Here is an 18,451-nt window from a genome sequence, read left to right as displayed (position 1 = left end):
GCCTGCGGCCGACGCCCCGGAGTGCTATAAGGTCCCATGTCCAAGCTTCGACCCATCAAACCCGGTCCCATCAGCGCCAAGCCGCTATCGCTCCTGCTCAACGACGTCTTTGCCGAGGCCTATGCCAAGCAGGGATTTGCCGCGCGCGAGCTGGTGACGCGATGGGCGCAGATTGCCGGGCCGGAGATCGCGGCGCACGCCGAGCCGCTCAAGATGCAATGGCCGCGGCCGGTCGAGGGTCAGCCGCAGGAGCCGGCGACGCTGGTGCTGCGGGTCGAGGGGCCGATGGCGCTCGAGATCCAGCACTCCGCCGATGTGATCCTGCAGCGGGTCAACCGCTTCTTCGGCTGGAGCGCGGTCGGCAAGCTGGCCTTTCGCCAGGCTCCGCTATCACGCGCCCGCCGGCCGACCCGGCCCGGCCCGCCGGACGCCAAATCGGTGGCCGAGGTGGCTGAGCGCCTGGGCGATATCGAAGATGAACAATTGAAGTCGGCGCTGGCGCGCCTCGGGGCCGCCATCAAGCGAAATTGAGCCTTATTCTGCGGCCAAACTGGACCTGTCCTTGCCGCTCGCCATTGCCTCAAACGACGTTTCAAGCTAGCGACAGGCCGTCTGAATGGGAATTCGGGCGAGACCACGCCAATCCGGGAGCCGACCTTGATCATCACCCGCCGCGCCTTCACCTCGATGCTGTCGCTGACCGGGCTTGCCGCGCTCGCCGGGTTCTCTCCGCTGCGATTCATCTCCGATGCCATGATCCCTGAAGCCATGGCGCAGGCAGCGGCTGGTGACGTGGCCAAACCGGTGTCGCTGCCCGACATGGCGCTGGGCCCGAAGGACGCCGCCGTCACCATCACCGAATACGCCTCGATGACCTGCCCGCATTGCGCGGCCTTCAATGAGCAAGTGTTTCCCAAGATCAAGTCGGAATACATCGACACCGGCAAGGTGCGTTACGTCTTCCGCGAGTTCCCGCTCGACATCAAAGCCGCCGCCGGCTCGATGCTGTCGCGCTGCATCGCCAATGGCGACGCGCCGAAATACTTTGCCGTCACCGACATGCTGTTCCGCCAGCAGAACGATTGGGTCGTGAAGAACACCACGGAGACCCTGACGCGGATCGGCAAGCAGGCCGGTCTCACCCAGCAGCAGGTCGAGGCCTGCCTGAAGGACCAGGCGCTGCTCGACAAGATCGCCGCCGACCAGAAATATGCCAGCGACGTTCTGAAGGTCGATTCGACGCCGACGTTCTTCGTCAACGGCGAGAAGATCAAGGGCGAGACCTCGTTCGAGGAATTCGCCAAGAAGATCAATCCGCTGCTCAAGAGCTGATTCGCACGGCGCAATCCTGATTCGCATCTCGATAGCCGTATCTTTCCCGGCATAAATCCCTTGGGAAAAGCGGCTTTCGCCGGTTGCCCTCGCAGCGCACCGCGGCCATTGTCCAGCCGCATGAGGCGCCTCGCGCGACTCGCCCGGATACCGACATTGCCTTCCATGGTATTGTCCCGGCAGGGGGATTCGCGCCTGCCAACAGAGATGCGTGCTTATGAAAATCACCCGCCTGCGCCTTCACGGCTTCAAGTCCTTCGTTGAGGCCACCGACTTCGTCATCGAGCCCGGCCTGACCGGCGTGGTCGGGCCCAACGGCTGCGGCAAGTCGAATCTCGTCGAGGCGCTGCGCTGGGCGATGGGCGAGACCTCCTACAAGTCGCTGCGCGCCGCCGACATGGACGCGGTGATCTTCGCCGGCTCCGGCAATCGCCCCGCGCGCAACCACGCCGAAGTGACGATGACGATCGACAATTCCGATCGCACCGCGCCGGCGGCGATGAACGACAGCCAGCTTCTGGAAATCTCCCGCCGCATCGAGCGCGAGGCCGGTTCGGTCTACCGCATCAACGGCCGCGACGTGCGCGCCCGCGACGTGCAGATTCTGTTCGCCGACGCCGCCACCGGCGCGCGCTCGCCGGCTCTCGTCCACCAGGGTAAGATCGGCGAGATCATTCAGGCCAAGCCCGAGCAGCGCCGCCGCGTGCTGGAAGACGCCGCCGGCGTGGCCGGCCTGCACGCCCGCCGCCACGAAGCCGAGCTGCGGCTCAAGGCGGCCGAAACCAATCTCACCCGCGTCGAGGACGTGATCGGCCAGCTCGCGGGGCAAATGGAAGGCCTCAAGAAGCAGGCCCGCCAGGCCGTGCGCTATCGCGAAGTTGCGGCCAAGGTCCGCAAGGCCGAAGCAACCCTGTTCCATCTGCGCTGGATCGGCGCCCATGCCGACGTCAACGAATCCGGCCAGACCCACGATCTCGCGGTCCGCGAGATGGCCGAGCGGACCCAGCACCAGGCCGAGGCCGCCCGCATCCAGGCGATTCGCGCCGCCGAAATGCCGGCGCTGCGCGATGCCGAAGCGCGCGCCGCAGCGGGGCTGCAGCGCCTGACCAACGCCCGCGAGCTGCTCGATCGCGAGGAAGAGCGCGCCAAGGAGCGCGTCGCGGAACTCGAGCGGCGCCTCGCGCAGTTCGAAGGCGACATCTCGCGCGCCCAGCAGCAGACCATGGACGCCGATATCGCGCTGCAGCGCCTCGACGCCGAAGATGCCGAGCTGAAGGAAGAGATCAAGTCGCGCGTTGAGAAGCGCTCCGGCGTCGACGAGCGTGTCGCCGAAGCCGAGGCGGTGCTGACCGAAACCGAGCAGCAGTTCGCCGAGCTCACCACCGCGCTCGCAGACCTCACCGCCAAGCGCAACCAACTCGAAGCCAACGTTCGCACCCACCGCGACAAGCTCGCCCGGCTCGACCAGGAGATTTCGAACGTCGCGGCGGAAGAGCAGAAGCTCACCGAGGAGACCGGCGGCTTCGGCGATCTCGACGAGCTGACCGCGACGGTCGAGAGCGCCGAGCAGACGCTGGCGGCCTCGGAAGCCGCCGCTCAGGCCAGCGAAGCCGCGCACGTCGCCGCGCGGCAGACGCTGGAATCCTCGCGCTCGCCGCTGGTCGAAGCCGACAAGCGCGTGCAGCGGCTCGATACCGAGGCGCGCACGATCTCCAAGATCCTCAACGGCGAGACCAAGAATTTGTGGCCGCCGATCATCGACGGCATCACCGTCGACAAGGGATTTGAAAAGGCGATCGGCGCAGCCCTTGGGGACGATCTGGACGCCCCGGTCGATCCGTCCGCGCCGATGCGCTGGACCAATGCCGGCGTCACCGACGGCGATCCGGAACTGCCCGAAGGCGTCGTGCCTCTCGCCAGCCACGTGCAGGCCCCGGCCGAGCTGACCCGCCGCCTGGCGCAGATCGGCGTGGTGCCGCGCGAGCGCGGCGCCGAGCTGGTCTCGCAGCTCAAGACCGGCCAGCGGCTGGTCTCGCCCGAAGGCGACGTCTGGCGCTGGGACGGTTTTGTCGCAGCCGCCCACGCGCCGACCGGCGCAGCAAGGCGGCTTGCCGAGCGCGCCCGCCTCATCGACATCGAGAACGAGCTGGAGCAGGCCCGCATCGACGCGCAGATCAAGCGTCAGGCGCTGGAGAACGCCGAGGCCGAGCTGCAGATGGCCGCCAGCACCGAAGGTGCGAGCCGCGAAGCCTGGCGCGCTGCGCAGCGCGAACTCAACGTCGCGCGCGAGCGCCATGCCACGGTCGAGCGCGAGATCAGCCGCCACGCTGCACGCAAGGCGACGCTGTCGGAAGCGCACAGCCGTCTGGCCGCCGACCGCGCCGAGGCCGAAGCCGCCTACGAATACGCCGAAGCCGGGATCTCCGAGCTGCCGTCGAGCGAGGACACCGAAACCCGTCTCGCCGCTGTCCGCAGCGACATCGAAGGTCATCGTCGCATGGCCGCCCAGGTCCGGGCCGAGGCACAGGCGCTGGCGCGCGAAGCCGAGCTGGCCGACCGCCGCGTGCAGGCGATCCTCGCCGAACGCACCGAGTGGCAGAACCGCAAGGAGAGCGCGGCCTCCCACATCGACACCATCCAGGCGCGCATCGCCGAAGTCTCAATCGAGCGCAGCGATCTCGAGAACGCGCCGGCCGTGTTCGCGGAGAAGCGCAGCGCGCTGATCACCGAGATCGAATATGCCGAAAACGACCGCCGCATGGCCGCCGACGCGCTCGCCAGCGCGGAAACCGCGATGGCCGAAACCGATCGCGTCGCCAAGCTGACGCTCGAGGCGCTGTCGAGCTCGCGCGAGGCCACCGCCCGCGCCGAGGAGCGCATGGAAAGCGCGCGGCGCAGGCTCGATGACATCGAGCGCGAGATCCGCGACATGCTCGAAGTCGAGCCGCAGGCCGTTGCCGGGCTCGCCGAGATCGAGCCCGGCGCCGAGCTGCCCCCGCTGCACGACATCGAGGAAGACCTCGAAAAGATGCGCCGCGATCGCGAGCGCCTGGGCGCGGTCAATTTGCGCGCCGAGGAAGAGCTGCGCGAGGTCGAGACCCAGCATAATGGTCTGGTCACCGAGCGCGACGACCTCGTCGAGGCCATCAAGCGGTTGCGCCAGGGTATCCAGAGCCTCAACAAGGAAGCTCGCGAGCGGCTCCTGACCTCGTTCGAGGTCGTCAACAACCACTTCAAGCGCCTGTTCGTCGAGCTGTTCGGTGGCGGCGAAGCCGCGTTGCATTTGATCGAGAGCGATGACCCTCTTGAAGCCGGCCTCGAAATCATCGCCAAGCCGCCGGGCAAGAAGCCGCAGACGCTATCGCTGCTCTCCGGCGGTGAGCAGGCGCTGACCGCGATGGCGCTGATCTTCGCGGTGTTCCTCACCAATCCCTCGCCGATCTGCGTGCTGGACGAAGTCGACGCGCCGCTCGACGACCACAACGTCGAGCGCTATTGCAACCTGTTGCACGAGATGACCGCCTCGACCGACACGCGCTTCATCATCATCACCCACAACCCGATCACGATGGCGAGGATGAACCGCCTGTTCGGCGTCACCATGGCCGAACGCGGGGTCTCGCAACTGGTGTCGGTGAACCTGCAAGAGGCGGTGGACATTCTCGACCAGAACGTGGCGTGAGTCCGCTCCCGTCACGCACCCATTGACGTCGTCATCCGCGCAAGCGGATGATGACCACGAATGATGATCCCACCCACCCTCCCCGCCGAACTGAAAGCGGCCCTCGACGGCAAGCTCCAGGGGTTCTCGCGCACCGACGCTGCGCAGCGATCGCAGAAAATCTCGACCACCTATCGTGCAGGGGGCGGCTCCGGCACGATCAAGTCCGAGGCCGATGCGCTCGCCTATGCGCTCGCGAGGATGCCGGCGACCTACGCTGCGGTGGCGGCAAGTCTGAATGCGCTGACCGAGGTCGCACCGGACCTCGGTCCGGAAACGCTGCTCGACGTCGGCGCAGGTCCGGGCACCGCGAGCTGGGCCGCTGCGGAAGCTTTTCCGTCGCTGCAATCCTTCACCCTGCTCGATGCCAACGCCACGCTGAGCCGTCTCGCGCTCGAACTGGCGCGCGACAGCACGCGTCTGGCGAATTGCCGCTATCTGCCGGGCGATGCCGGCGCGAACCTCGCTGAGGTTTCGCAAGCCGATCTCGTCGTCGCGAGCTATGTCATCGGCGAGCTCAGCGAGGGCGATCAACGCAAGCTCGCGGAAGCGATGTGGGCGAAAGCGCGCCACGTGCTGGTCGTGATCGAGCCCGGCACGCCCGCCGGCTACGCCCGCATCCTCACCTTGCGCCAGCAACTGATCGCGGCGGGCGCCTATGTCGCCGCACCCTGCCCGCACGAAAAGCCGTGTCCGCTGACGGCGCCCGACTGGTGCCATTTCTCCCAGCGCTTGCCGCGCTCGCAGGCTCACCGCCAAATCAAGGGCGCCGAGGTGCCGTTCGAGGACGAGCGATTCATCTACGTGGCGCTAACCCGTAGGCCTCCCGCCACCCGCGCCGCGCGCGTGTTGGCGCCGCCGGATCTCGGCAAGGCCGAGATCACGGCAAAGCTCTGCACCGAGCAAGGCGTCGAACTCGCCAAGGTCCCACGGCGGGACAAGGTCGCCTATGCAAGCGCCCGCCGCTGGCGCTGGGGTGATGCCATCCTGTCCGAAAGTTAACCTGCTCCGGCGCTTTCGCCTTGAACTCGGATAGTCCCTCATCCGACCAAGTCTTACCTCTCGTCTGTACCGGGCTCTCGCTCGGCGCCAATTTGGTCTACCCTAGGGCCCGCCTTCTTCCCCCTTCAGGAGTTCTCCATGTCGACCGGCTGGATCGTTCTCGGCGTTATCGTCGTCCTCGTGTTCTTTGCCTTCGCCGCCTACAATCGGCTGGTGGCGCTGGGCCAGCGCGTCGGCCAGGCCTTTGCCGACGTCGACGTGCAGCTCAAGCAGCGCCACGATCTGATCCCGAACCTGGTCGAGACGGTGAAGGGCTATGCCTCGCATGAGCGCGGCACGCTCGACGACGTCATCAAGGCGCGCAATTCGGCGATGTCGGCGCAGGGACCGGCGCAGGTGTCCGCGGCCGAGACCCAGCTCTCCGGCGCGCTCGGCCGACTGATCGCGCTGTCGGAGGCCTATCCCGACCTCAAGGCCAACGCCAATTTCCAGCAGCTCGCCAGCGAGCTGTCCGATCTCGAGAACAAGATCGCGGCCAGCCGACGCTTCTTCAACAGCGCGGTCCAGGAATACAACACCGGCATCCAGCAGATGCCGGCAGCCTTGTTCGCCGGCATGTTCGGCTTCACCAAAAAGGACTTCTTCGATCTCGGCGCCAGCCGCACCGAGGTCGAGGCCACGCCGCAGGTGAAATTCTGAGTTGAGCCGATAGGCCGGCAGGGCATCGCGTCATGGCCGCGTATGGTCTCTACACGCACATCGCCTCGAACAAGTTTCGTTCGATGCTCCTGCTCGCCGGTCTGTTCGCGCTGGTCTACGTGCTGGTCTATGCCGGCGCGCTGATCGCCGAAGTCGTCATCAATGGCGACGAGACCGTCCTCCATTATCTGAGACGCGCCTTCTATGATCTGAAAGTCGCCGCACCGGTTGCGACCGTCGTGGCAGCGACCTGGATCGTGATCGCCTATTTCTTCCACCAGTCGATGATCGATGCGGTGACCGGCGGCCACGACGTCACCCGGCAGGAGCAGCCGCGGCTCTATAATCTGCTTGAAAATCTTTGCATCTCGCGCGGCATCACGATGCCGAAGCTGAAGATCATGGAAAGCCCGGCGCTGAACGCGTTCGCGACCGGCCTCAACCCGCGGCAATATTCGGTCACCGTCACCACCGGTCTCCTCAATGCGCTGGACGACCAGGAAATCGAGGCGGTGCTGGGTCACGAGCTGACCCATATCAAGAACGGCGACGTGCAGCTCATGGTGGTCGCCGTCATCATCGCGGGCGTGGTCGGATTCTTCGGCGAACTGTTCTTCCGCCTGTTCACGAATTTCAGCTGGAGCTCCGGCTCCGGCGGCTCGTGGTCGTCGGGCTCCTCCTCGTCACGATCGTCCTCGTCGTCGAACGACAGCAAGAGTTCGGGCGGCGGCGCGGTGATCGTCATCATCATCGCGGTCGTGCTGATCGTGGTGGCCTGGCTGTTGTCTCAGGTGGTGAAGCTCGCGCTGTCGCGCTCGCGCGAATATCTCGCGGACGCAGGCTCCGTCGAGCTGACGAAAAATCCGGACGCCATGATCTCGGCACTGCGCAAGATCGAGAACCGCGGCGAGCTGCCGGGCGCAACCTCGGCAGTGATGGAGCTCTGCGTCGACAATCCGCGCGAGGGTTTTGCCGATTTGTTCGCGACCCACCCCTCGGTGCAGTCGCGAGTCGACGCGTTGGTCAAGTTCGCCGGCGGCCATGATCCCGGCCCGCTGCCGCTTTCCGCCGACGAGGCCGAGGAGCCAGACACGCAAGCCGACCAGCAGGGCGTCCGACCGCCACCGCGCCAGGGGCCCTGGAACGACGTAGGCGGCGCGGCCAGTCCGCCGCCCCTGCCCGCACCCAGCTCCGCCGGAACCGCCAGCAGCAACCCGATAGGCAATCGAGTAAGCAATCCCTTGGGCAATTCCTTGGGTCCTTGGGGCCGCCATTGAGCGTGATTTGACGCCATGCCCGGCAGGATTCGTCGTGCTTGGGAAAAACCTCGGGAATTGCCATAACTGGGCCCTGCGGAATTGAATTCTCCCTTGTTTCTGCCATGTTCGCGCCCAACAGCAGACTTGGGACATGTCTGCGACATCGATTTGGGGCCCGTCCGATTGCAACCTCGCGATCGGGGGCGCGCGTTAGGGGACAGCAATGGCAAAGCCGGCAGTGGTTGTGGTGGGCGCGGACAAGGGTGGGGTCGGCAAGACCACGGTGTCGCGCACCCTGCTCGATTATTTTTCCGCCAACAACGTGCCGACGCGCGCTTTCGACACCGAATCGCCGCGCGGAACCCTGAAGCGCTTCCATCCTGACATCACCGAGATCGTCGACATGACGACGACGTCGGATCAGATGAAGATCTTCGATACGCTCAACGCGACGAGCCCGTCGGTCACCGTGATCGACGTCCGGGCCGGCCTGCTCTCGCCGGCGCTCGCCTCCTTGCGCGACATCGGATTCCTCGACGCCGCCAAGGCCGGCCAGATCACCTTTGCCGTGTTCCACATCCTCGGACCCTCGATCGCCTCGCTGGACGAGATCGCCGAGACCGCGGGCTTCATGGGCGGCGCGAAATATTTCCTGGTGAAGAACTTCATCAACGATACTCAGTTCTTCCAGTGGGATCAGTCGACTTACCAATCGTATTTCAACCGCATCAAGGACGCGACCGAGCTGACCATCCCCAAGCTCAACGAAATGGCCTATGAGCAGGTCGAGGTGTCCTCCGTCCCATTCCTGAAATTCGTCGCCAACAAGGGCGTCAACGACGAGGCCGCCAACTACTCCTTCGTGCTGCGTGGTTATGTCCGACACTGGCTGGCGAACGTCTGGAGTGAGTTCGATCGGATCCGGCTGACCGATATCGTCGGCTCGACGAAATCCGGGGCCCGCAACAGCGAAAAATAGTTGCGCAAGCCGGGCGGATACGGCTGGATTGGTCGCCAAGTTCGACTGATATAGCTATCGATGTCCGCAACGCCCCTCTACATCATTTGCTCGCCCCGCCCGCAGGTCGGCAAAACCCTGCTGGCGCGGCTTTTGAGCGAATTTTTGCTGCTCAAGAACGGCAACGTCGTGGCCTTCGACGTCAACCTGAAGGAGCCGTCGCTGCTCGACTATCTGCCAACGATCACCGAGACCGCCGACGTGATCGACACCTACGGCAAGATGCAGCTGATGGATCGTGTCATCGTCGATGACGGGCTTGCCAAGGTGATCGACCTCGGCTTCCACGCCTTTGACGAGTTCTTCAAGATGACGGAGGAGATCGGCCTGTTGAAAGAGGCTGCGCGCCGCCACGTCGCGCCGATGATCCTGTTCGTCGCCGACACCGACCGCGTCTCGGCCCGCGCCCACGAGATGCTGCGCGAACAGATCCCGCGGATCAACCTGATCACGGTGGACAACGAGCACATCGTGCGCGGCGAGCTGCCGGAAGCGATGGCCGGCGGCCGGCTGCTGCGGCTGCCGGCGCTGCCCGGATTCCTGAAGACCTATATCAGCCGCCTGAATTTCTCCTTCACCGGCTATCTTCGCCAGGAGAAGGATGCCTCGACCGAGCTGCACCAATGGACCCGGCGCAATTACCTCGCCTTCCGCGAACTCGAGCTCAGCCTGATCCTGCAACGGTCCTGAATATTTTACCCGGATAATATTGACGCCGAGCGACGTTGCGGTTACTGAGTGTACGCACCATCGTTCCTCAGCAAGGCCTCTTCACCGTGAGCATCGACCGTAAAGCAGCAATCGCCGCCTATAAGGAGCGGAAGACCGTTGCCGGCATCTACGTCGTCCGCTGCGCGGCCTCGGGCGAGGCCTGGGTCGGCCAAGCCTCGAACCTCGAGACAATCCAGAATCGCATCTGGTTCTCGCTGCGCCAGGGTAGCCACACCTGCCGTAGACTCCAGACTGCGTGGAACATGCACGGTGAGGCAGGCCTGACACTCGGCGAATGCGAGCGGCTGAAAGATGAGGCGAGCGACTATGTCAGGAATGCGCTCCTCAAAGAGCGCATGCTGCATTGGCTGTCGGAGCTAAAGGCCGAGCCGATCTGAACGTCGCCAGCCGTGCCGTGCCCTCAGTGCCCCTCGAACGTCATCAGCGTGCGCACCGGCACGTCCATCGCGCGCAGCTTGGCGGCGCCGCCGAGATCGGGCAGATCGATGATGAAGCAGGCGGCGACCACATTGGCGCCGATCTGGCGCAGCAGCTTCACCGCACCTTCCGCGGTGCCGCCGGTGGCGATGAGGTCGTCGACCAGGATCACACGCTCACCCGGCTGGATGGCGTCGACGTGCATCTCCATCTCGTCGATGCCGTATTCGAGAGAGTAAGCGATCCGCACGGTGGTGTGCGGCAGCTTGCCTTTTTTCCGGATCGGCACGAAGCCGGCCGAAACCTGGTGCGCCACCGCGCCACCGATGATGAAGCCGCGCGCTTCCATGCCAGCGACCTTGTCGATCTTGTTGCCGGCCCAGGGATTGACGAGTTCGTCGACCGCACGGCGGAACGCACGCGCATCTGCGAGCAACGTGGTGATGTCGCGGAACAAGATCCCGGGTTTCGGATAGTCCGGGATGGTGCGGACGCTCGCCTTCAGATCATGGTCAAAAGTCATGGTGCCTCTCAATCAGCGCGACGCATCCAGGCGGAACGCGTTCTCGACAATTCGTAAGCCCACCTCGCCGCTCAGCGACATCAGCGATTCCGGATGGAATTGCACGCCGGCGACCGGCAGGGTCTTGTGCTCGAGCGCCATGGCGACGCCGTCCTCGGTGCTGGCGGTGACGGATAGCACCTCCGGCATGCTGTCGCGCTCGACATACAGCGAGTGATAGCGGCCGATGACGATCTCGTTCGGCAGATTGCGCATCAGCCGCCCGCCACGTACCTGAACCCGCGAGGGCCGGCCATGGGCGGGATGCGTGAGCTGCCCGAGCTCGCCGCCGAAATACTCGCCGATCGCCTGGACGCCGAGGCAGACGCCGAACACCGGCAGCTTGTCCGCCAGCGCCGCGTCGATGGTCTTCTTGATCCCAAAATCCTCGGGCCTGCCCGGCCCTGGCGACAGCACCAGCAAATCCCACCGCTTCTGCTTGAGCATGTCGAGCGCATGCACATGGCGGACCACGGTGACGTCGGCGCCGACCTGGCGGAAGTAATCGGCCAGCATATGGACGAAGCTGTCGTCATGGTCGATCAGCAGTACCCGCTTGCCGCTTCCGGTGGCGTCGGGCGCAAAGGCCGACAGCGGCTTCGGCGGATCGCCGCGCAGCGCCTGGAACAGGGCCGCGGCCTTGACCTGGCATTCGCGGTCCTCGGCGGCGGGATCGGAGTCGAACAAACAGGTGGCGCCGACGCGCACTTCCGCGAGGCCCTCCTTCATCCGGATGGTGCGAATGGTGAGGCCGGTGTTGATGCTGCCGTCGAAATTCACCGCTCCGATCGCGCCGGCATACCAGCGGCGCGGTGAGCGCTCGTGATCCTCGACGAACTGCATCGCCCAGAGTTTTGGTGCGCCGGTGACGGTGACGGCCCAGGCATGCGTGAGGAACGCATCGAGCGCATCGAAGCCGGGACGCAGCATGCCTTCGACATGGTCGACGGTGTGGAAGAGCTTTGAATAGGTCTCGATCTGCCGGCGCGCCAGCACCTTGATCGTGCCCGGGACGCAGACGCGCGCCTTGTCGTTACGGTCGACGTCGGTGCACATGTTGAGCTCGAACTCGTCCTTCTCGGAGTTCAGGAGCTGGCGGATCTGCTCGGCATCGCCGATCGCATCGGTACCGCGCGCGATCGTCCCCGAGATCGGGCAGGTCTCGACCCGGCGTCCGTCCGAGCGCACGAACATTTCCGGAGAGGCCGAGACGAGAAATTCGCCCTCGCCGAGATTCATCAGCGCGCCGTAGGGCGACGGATTGATGACACAGAGCCGCTGGAACACTTCCGCCGGCGAGCGGTCGCAGGGCTCGGCGAAGAGCTGCCCCGGCACCGCCTCGAACAGATCGCCACGCGCAAAGGCAGCGCGCGCGGTCTCGACAGTGGCCTGATATTCGCCGGGGGCGTGATCGGCAAAACCCTGGCGCGGTGTCTTGAGGTAGGGGCTCTCGGCGGTCTCGTGCGGCAGGCCCGCGGTGGACTTGCCCTTCCACGCGAAATCGTAAGTGAGCACGACGCCGCGGCCGGTGGCGCGGTCATAGGCGAGCAGGCGATCGGGGACGTAGAGCACGATGTCGCGCTGGTCGCTCTCGCGCGCGCGCTTCTGCACGAGGTCCTCGATCTGGAACACGAGATCGTAGGCGAAGGCGCCGAACAGGCCGAGCACGCCGTCGTCATTGGCGGAGAAAGCGGCGACGAGATCGCGCACCAGCGACATCACGCTGGCGCGCCGCGTGCGCTGGTCTTCGTCGATCGGGGCTTCGCCGCGGATGATATGACCGGCAAGGCGCGTCGGCGTCGTCTCGGAGATCACGACGCAGGGTTCGCGCAAGACGTCGGCGAGGAAGGCGATCAGCACCTCCCCGCGCGCGTTCAGCGCTTCCAGCTTGAAATTGACGCCGGTGGTCTCGAGCTTGAGCGGCGGATCGGAGAAGCCGAGGTCAAAACTCTCGTAGCGGCCGGGCACGGTCGTGCCCGACGACAGCACCACGCCGCGGCGGCGGTCGAGCAGGCTGACGAGATCGTCGAGCCGGTTGGCGCCGCCGGAAAACTGTTCCGCCACGCGCGTGATCGCAAGCCCCGCGCGGGTCACGTAGTCGCTTCGAGCCGGAAGGGCAAAGACGGTCCTGTTCATGGGGTCCTCTTACGAAACTTGTCGAGGGAACGCCACACAGGACAAACGATCAGGCCGCCGCACTGCGTGGGCGACCTCAGACGATTTTGGGAGAATAAATCGCACCGGCCACCTCTCAGGAGGTGCGCCACCAAAGACGGGATGGGCGGACGGCGGTGCTCATGGGCGGATACTCACCATGGCGCGGGGACGACGTCAAGGCTGGCTGGGCTGGCTGCTCAACGCCGATCACCACAGTCGTCCCGGCGAAGGCCGGGCAATTGCGCACCAGGCCGGGGCGACACTGAAATGGTAGCGCGACTGGCGCAGCACACCTACCCCAGATGCTTCCTGAAAAACTCCGTCGCCCTGCCCCAGGCGAGCTCGGCGGCTTCCCGGTCGTGCACGGCCTGGCGCTGCTCGTTGACGAAAGCGTGCTCGGCGTCATAGCGGAACAGCTCCAGCGACTTGCCGGCGGCCTTCATGGCCTTTTCGAAACCGTTGACCAGCTCCGGCGTGCACCAATCGTCCTTGTTGGCGAAATGGGCCTGAAGCGGGATCTTGACGTCGGCGGGCTTGGCCGCCTGCTCTGGCGGGATGCCGTAGAACACCACGCCGGCGGCGAGCTCCGGCACATGCACCGCGCCGATGATGGTGACGGCGCCGCCGAGGCAGAAGCCGGTCAGGCCCACCTTGGCGCCGTTGCGCGACAGATATTGCGTGGCGCCGCGCACCGTCTGCGTGGTGGCGTCCATGAAGTCGAGCGAGTTCATCTCTTTGCCGGCGGCGTCGGTGTCGTGATACGGCACCACCTTGCCCTTGTAGAGATCTGGCGCCAGCGCATCGAACCCGGCCAGCGCGAAGCGGTCGCAGAGGCCCTTGATCTGGTCCGAAAGGCCCCACCATTCTTGGATCACCACCACGCCCGGCGCGTTGCCGCGCGCGGCATTGGCGAGATAGCCCGATGCGTCCTTGCCGTCCGGGCGCTTGAAGGTGATGGTGGTTCCCATGGTGTCCTCCGACGAGTTTTTGGGGAGCGGTTGGCGGCATTTTGGCGTTTGAGCGGGCGATAGGCAATCGCGCCTGACAACACACTCTCGTGCCCAACAAAAAAGCCCCCTTGCGGGGGCCTCTTCATTCTCGCCTCGGGCCCCTCAGTGCGAGTCTGCCCAGACCTTCTTCTTGGTGAAGTACATCAGGCCGGCGAAGATGATCAGGAAGATGAACACCTGGAAACCGAGGCGCTTGCGCGCTTCCATATGCGGTTCGGCGGTCCACATCAGGAACGTGGTGACGTCCTTGGAATACTGCGCGACCGTGGTCGGCGAGCCGTCGTCATAGGTGACCTGGCCGTCGCTGAGCGGCTTCGGCATCTTGATGGCGTGGCCCGGGAAGTACTTGTTGTAGTAGGAGCCCTCCGGGATGGTCACACCTTCGGGCGCCTTGTCCTCAAAGCCCTGGAGCAGCGCCGAGACGTAGTCCGGACCCTGCTCCTGATACTGGGTGAAGAAGTCGACGATGAACATCGGGAAGCCGCGGCCGTAGGAACGCGCCTTGGTGATCAGCGACAGATCCGGCGGCGCCGCGCCGCCGTTCGCCGCACGCGCCGCCTGCTCGTTCGGGAATGGCGAGGGGAAATAATCCGCCGGCCGGCCCGCGCGTTCGAACATGTCGCCGGCGTCGTTCGGACCATCCTTGACCTTGTAGTCGGAGGCGAAGGCTGCAGCCTGCGCGACCGAATAGCCGGGACCGCCGGCTTCCGCGAGATTGCGGAAGGCGACGTAGGACAGGCCGTGACAGTTGGCGCAGACTTCCTTGTAGACCTTCAGGCCGCGTTGCAATGCGCCGCGATCGTACTTGCCGAACGGACCGGCGAACGACCATTTGTTGCCCGGCGGCTTGTCGCTGCCTTCGGAGGCGCGCGCGCTGTCGGCTGAGCCCGCAAACAACGCGCCCGCCAGTGCAAGCACGATCGCGCTCGACACCATCGGCGTCGACCTGCTCCCGGTTTTGGCCAGGACGGCATCCGAGATCGAGTTCGGCACCGGACGCGGCTTCTCGATCCGCGAGAGCAGCGGCAGCACGATCAGGAAGTAGGCGAAATAGCAGAACGTCAGGACCCGGCCGGCGATCACATAGATGCCTTCCGGCGGCTGCGCGCCGAGATAGCCGAGCAGGATGCAGACCGCGACGAAGATCCAGAAGAACTGCTTGGCCAGCGGACGGTACTTCGACGACTTCGTCCTGGCGGCGTCGAGCCAGGGCAGGAAGCACAGGATGATGATCGCCGAGAACATCCCGATCACGCCCGCGAGCTTGTTCGGGATCGAGCGCAGGATCGCGTAGAAAGGCAGGTAATACCATTCCGGCACGATGTGCGGCGGCGTCACGCCCGGGTTCGCCGGAATGTAATTGTCGGCGTCGCCGAGATAATTCGGCATGTAGAAGATGAACCAGGCGTAGAGCAGCATGAAGCAGGAGACGCCGAACATATCCTTGATGGTTGCATGCGGCGTGAACGGAACAGTGTCCTTTTCCGTCTTGGGCTCGACGCCATCAGGGTTGTTCTGGCCGGAGACATGCAGCGCCCAGACGTGGAGCACGACGACGCCCGCGATCAGGAACGGCAGTAGATAGTGCAGCGAGAAGAAGCGGTTCAGCGTCGGGTTGCCGACCGAATAGCCGCCCCACAAGAGCGTCACGATGCTCTCGCCGACATAGGGGATGGCGGAGAACAGATTGGTGATGACGGTGGCGCCCCAGAAGCTCATCTGGCCCCACGGCAGCACGTAGCCCATGAAGCCCGTCGCCATCATCAGGAGGTAGATGATGACGCCAAGGATCCACAGCACCTCGCGCGGCTCCTTGTAGGAGCCGTAATAGAGGCCGCGCAGCATGTGGACGTAGACAGCGACGAAGAACATCGAGGCGCCGACGGCATGCATGTTGCGCAGCAGCCAGCCGTAATTGACGTCACGGACGAGCAGCTCGACCGACTTGAAGGCGAGGTCGGCATGCGGCGTGTAGTGCATCGCCAGGATCACGCCGGTCAGGATCTGGATCCCCAGCATGAAGGAGAGGATGGCGCCGAAGGTCCACCAATAGTTCAGGTTGCGCGGGGTGGGATAGACCACGAAGGAGGAGTGCATGAGGCCGAGGATCGGCAGACGTCGCTCGATCCATTGCAGGGCCGGATTGCTCGGCTGGTAGTCGGATGGTCCGCTCATGATGCGATCCTGAGGAAATAATACGACGAGACGGCGCGAAGCTTCGGACGAGGGCCCGAAGCTCAGCCGATCTGGATTTTGGTGTCGGAAACGAACTGGTACGGCGGCACCGGCAGGTTCGCGGGCGCGGGCCCCTGGCGGATGCGGCCGGACGAATCGTACTGCGAACCATGGCAGGGGCAGAAGAACCCGTCGTAATTGCCTTCATGGGCGATCGGGATGCAGCCGAGATGGGTGCAGATGCCGATCACGACCAGCCACTGCTCATGGCCGGACTTGACCCGGGCCTCGTCGGACTGCGGATCGGGCAGGCTCGCCACGTTGACGGCGCGCGCCTCGTCGATCTGCTTCTTGGTGCGGTGGCTGATATAGATCGGCTTGCCGCGCCAGAACACCTTGATGTCCTGCCCCTCGGCAACCGGGCTGAGATCGACCTCGATCGGCGCACCAGCGGCGATGGTCGACGCATCAGGATTCATTTGGGAGATAAAGGGCCAGAGCGCGGCTGCGCCCCCTACTGCTGCAGCTGCCCCCGTTGCAACGAATAAGAAATCACGGCGTGTCGGATGGTCCGCCGAAGACGCTGTCGTCACGATTCCAACCCTTTCTTCTTATGCAGCCGGCGGAACCGCTCCGGGAGCCCCCAAGGTCCCCGGAACAGCCTGCCGGCGCCCGCGGCCCCCCGCGGCGGCAGAACTTCGCGTGCCCCCACCAAAACAAGGCGAAAACAGCAGTCCAGAATCGTTCTATTGGCACCCTTGCCGGGCGAGCGCAAGCCCGCTATCGGCGCGGGAGCGTGCAATGCACGAATTCCGCGGCCAGCGATGTTTTATTGAGACATTTCCGGCCCGCACCGAACCCGGCACCGCCCATGCAGATAGCGCTTTTCCAACCCGACATCCCCCAGAACACCGGCACGATTCTCAGGCTCTGCGCCTGTCTGGGCATGGCCGCCCATATCATCGAACCGGCGGGCTTCCCGGTCTCCGACCGGCATTTCCGCAGGGCGGGAATGGACTACCTCGATCAGGTCAGCATCGTCAGGCATGACTCCTGGTCAAAGTTCGAGCAATGGCGGGCGGCGCAAGGCGCTCGCCTGCTGCTGTTCACCACCAAGGGGGCGACCGACTACCGCGATTTCCGTTACCAGACGGCGGACATCCTGCTATTCGGGCGCGAGAGCGCCGGCGTCACCGAGGCGGTGGTCGAGGCGGCGGACGCGCGGCTGGTGATCCCGATCGCTCCGGGGCTGAGGTCGCTCAATGTCGCCATGACCGCGGCGATGGCCGCAGGCGAAGCGCTAAGGCAGCTCCGGAACCCGCAAGTTTGAGATGTTGAGGAGAGACGGTTGAGTTACGCGGTCAAGGAAATCTTCCTGACCTTGCAAGGCGAAGGCGCCCATGCCGGGCGCGCGTCCGTGTTTTGCCGTTTTGCCGGCTGCAACCTCTGGAGCGGGCGCGAGGCCGACCGTCAGGAGGCCACTTGCAAATTCTGCGACACCGATTTCGTCGGCACCAACGGCACCCTCGGCGGTCGCTATGGCTCGGCCGCGGAACTCGCAGACACCATCGCCGCGCAATGGACAGCCTCCACCGCCAACCGCTATGTGGTGCTCACCGGCGGCGAGCCACTGCTCCAGGTCGATACCGCGCTGGTCGACGCGCTCCATGCCCGCGGCTTCGAGATCGGCGTCGAGACCAACGGCACCATCGCCCCGCCCGAGGGGCTCGACTGGATCTGCGTCAGCCCAAAGGGCGGCAGCGATCTGGTGGTCCGGCGTGGCCACGAACTGAAGCTGGTCTATCCGCAGCCGCTCGCCATGCCGGACGCCTTCGCGGATCTCGCCTTCGAGCGCTTCTCGTTGCAGCCGATGGACGGGCCCGAGGTCGCCCAAAACACCGCGGGCGCCATCGACTATTGCCTCAATCATCCGCAATGGCGGCTCAGCGTGCAGACGCATAAGTCGCTTGGTATCAGATAGGATTGGTTTTCGAACAGATGTGGGAATTGACGAAATCGTTTCGCTTCGAGGCGGCGCACTCATTGTCGGGAACGACATTCGGCGCGGCCAGCGAAGAGATCCACGGCCACTCCTTCCGCGCCGAGGTGACGCTGCGCGGCACGCCCGATCCCAAAACCGGCATGGTGGTCGATCTCGGCCTGGTCCAGCGCGCCATCGACGACGTGCGGATGACGCTTGATCACAAGTACCTCAACAAGATCGAGGCGCTGGGCACACCGACGCTGGAAAACCTCTCGCGCTTCGTCTGGGAGCGGCTGGCCCCTATCGGCAAGCTCACCCGCGTCAGCATCCATCGCGACAGTTGCAACGAGAGCTGCACCTATTACGGTCCGCAGGGCTGACGG

The 18,451-nt window shown here is 64.9% G+C and carries 17 protein-coding genes; 12 read left to right on the top strand and 5 right to left on the bottom strand.

The window, feature by feature from the left end:
- The first annotated feature begins 36 nt into the window (after nt 1–36).
- The 9 genes from AC0L3B_RS20585 (at nt 37) to AC0L3B_RS20545 (ending at nt 10,140) form a co-directional block, all read left to right on the top strand.
- On the top strand, nt 37–531 hold the full coding sequence (locus AC0L3B_RS20585) for a DUF721 domain-containing protein (protein WP_018454929.1): 495 nt from the start codon (nt 37–39) through the stop codon (nt 529–531).
- A gap of 126 nt (nt 532–657) precedes the next feature.
- Nucleotides 658–1,332 (top strand): DsbA family protein, encoded by a 675-nt coding sequence (locus AC0L3B_RS20580; protein ID WP_018454930.1) that lies wholly within the window; start codon nt 658–660, stop codon nt 1,330–1,332.
- Between the two features lie 217 nt (nt 1,333–1,549).
- A complete protein-coding gene (gene smc, locus AC0L3B_RS20575; RefSeq protein WP_018454931.1) occupies nt 1,550–5,014 on the top strand; it encodes a chromosome segregation protein SMC in 3,465 nt (1,154 codons plus the stop codon).
- A gap of 60 nt (nt 5,015–5,074) precedes the next feature.
- Entirely contained in the window at nt 5,075–6,055 is a 981-nt protein-coding gene (locus AC0L3B_RS20570; RefSeq protein ID WP_473380961.1) for a small ribosomal subunit Rsm22 family protein, read from the top strand.
- 138 nt (nt 6,056–6,193) lie between these two features.
- Complete coding sequence (locus AC0L3B_RS20565) at nt 6,194–6,754, top strand: LemA family protein (RefSeq protein WP_085352637.1); 561 nt, start codon at nt 6,194–6,196, stop codon at nt 6,752–6,754.
- Nucleotides 6,755–6,786: 32 nt separating this feature from the next.
- Nucleotides 6,787–8,031, top strand: a complete 1,245-nt coding sequence (locus AC0L3B_RS20560) for a M48 family metallopeptidase (protein WP_317244902.1) — start codon at nt 6,787–6,789, stop codon at nt 8,029–8,031.
- A 205-nt stretch (nt 8,032–8,236) separates the two neighbouring features.
- The gene (locus AC0L3B_RS20555; protein WP_018454934.1) at nt 8,237–8,992 is read left to right on the top strand and encodes a P-loop NTPase family protein; all 756 of its coding nucleotides are present in this window, start codon (nt 8,237–8,239) and stop codon (nt 8,990–8,992) included.
- A 60-nt stretch (nt 8,993–9,052) separates the two neighbouring features.
- Complete coding sequence (locus AC0L3B_RS20550) at nt 9,053–9,721, top strand: hypothetical protein (RefSeq protein WP_018454935.1); 669 nt, start codon at nt 9,053–9,055, stop codon at nt 9,719–9,721.
- Between the two features lie 86 nt (nt 9,722–9,807).
- A complete protein-coding gene (locus tag AC0L3B_RS20545; RefSeq protein WP_018454936.1) occupies nt 9,808–10,140 on the top strand; it encodes a GIY-YIG nuclease family protein in 333 nt (110 codons plus the stop codon).
- A 23-nt stretch (nt 10,141–10,163) separates the two neighbouring features.
- Here the strand turns inward: AC0L3B_RS20545 and AC0L3B_RS20540 are convergent, their stop codons facing one another.
- The 5 genes from AC0L3B_RS20540 to petA all read right to left on the bottom strand — a co-directional run bounded on the left by AC0L3B_RS20540 (nt 10,164) and on the right by petA (nt 16,677).
- Nucleotides 10,164–10,703, bottom strand: coding sequence for an adenine phosphoribosyltransferase (locus AC0L3B_RS20540; RefSeq protein WP_007595035.1), 540 nt, complete (start codon nt 10,701–10,703; stop codon nt 10,164–10,166).
- Nucleotides 10,704–10,715: 12 nt separating this feature from the next.
- A complete protein-coding gene (locus AC0L3B_RS20535; RefSeq protein WP_473380960.1) occupies nt 10,716–12,878 on the bottom strand; it encodes an anthranilate synthase component I in 2,163 nt (720 codons plus the stop codon).
- A gap of 314 nt (nt 12,879–13,192) precedes the next feature.
- Nucleotides 13,193–13,867, bottom strand: a complete 675-nt coding sequence (locus tag AC0L3B_RS20530) for a dienelactone hydrolase family protein (RefSeq protein ID WP_231188791.1) — start codon at nt 13,865–13,867, stop codon at nt 13,193–13,195.
- Nucleotides 13,868–14,011: 144 nt separating this feature from the next.
- Nucleotides 14,012–16,084 carry a cytochrome b/c1 gene (fbcH, locus tag AC0L3B_RS20525; protein ID WP_018454938.1) on the bottom strand — a complete coding sequence of 691 codons (2,073 nt, stop codon included), beginning with the start codon at nt 16,082–16,084 and terminating at the stop codon, nt 14,012–14,014.
- 62 nt (nt 16,085–16,146) lie between these two features.
- On the bottom strand, nt 16,147–16,677 hold the full coding sequence (petA, locus tag AC0L3B_RS20520) for a ubiquinol-cytochrome c reductase iron-sulfur subunit (protein ID WP_026232845.1): 531 nt from the start codon (nt 16,675–16,677) through the stop codon (nt 16,147–16,149).
- Between the two features lie 278 nt (nt 16,678–16,955).
- On the opposite strand from petA, the gene AC0L3B_RS20515 reads away from it, so the two are divergent.
- The 3 genes from AC0L3B_RS20515 to AC0L3B_RS20505 are packed head-to-tail and all read left to right on the top strand — an operon-like array spanning nt 16,956 to nt 18,448.
- Nucleotides 16,956–17,414 (top strand): tRNA (cytidine(34)-2'-O)-methyltransferase, encoded by a 459-nt coding sequence (locus AC0L3B_RS20515; RefSeq protein WP_018454940.1) that lies wholly within the window; start codon nt 16,956–16,958, stop codon nt 17,412–17,414.
- An 18-nt stretch (nt 17,415–17,432) separates the two neighbouring features.
- Entirely contained in the window at nt 17,433–18,065 is a 633-nt protein-coding gene (gene queE, locus AC0L3B_RS20510; protein WP_247299557.1) for a 7-carboxy-7-deazaguanine synthase, read from the top strand.
- A gap of 17 nt (nt 18,066–18,082) precedes the next feature.
- Nucleotides 18,083–18,448, top strand: a complete 366-nt coding sequence (locus AC0L3B_RS20505; RefSeq protein WP_085352700.1) for a 6-pyruvoyl trahydropterin synthase family protein — start codon at nt 18,083–18,085, stop codon at nt 18,446–18,448.
- Nucleotides 18,449–18,451 lie beyond the last annotated feature (3 nt).

Source organism: Bradyrhizobium sp. Kon56 (assembly GCF_055807635.1).
This window is presented reverse-complemented; position numbering and strand designations above follow the sequence as displayed.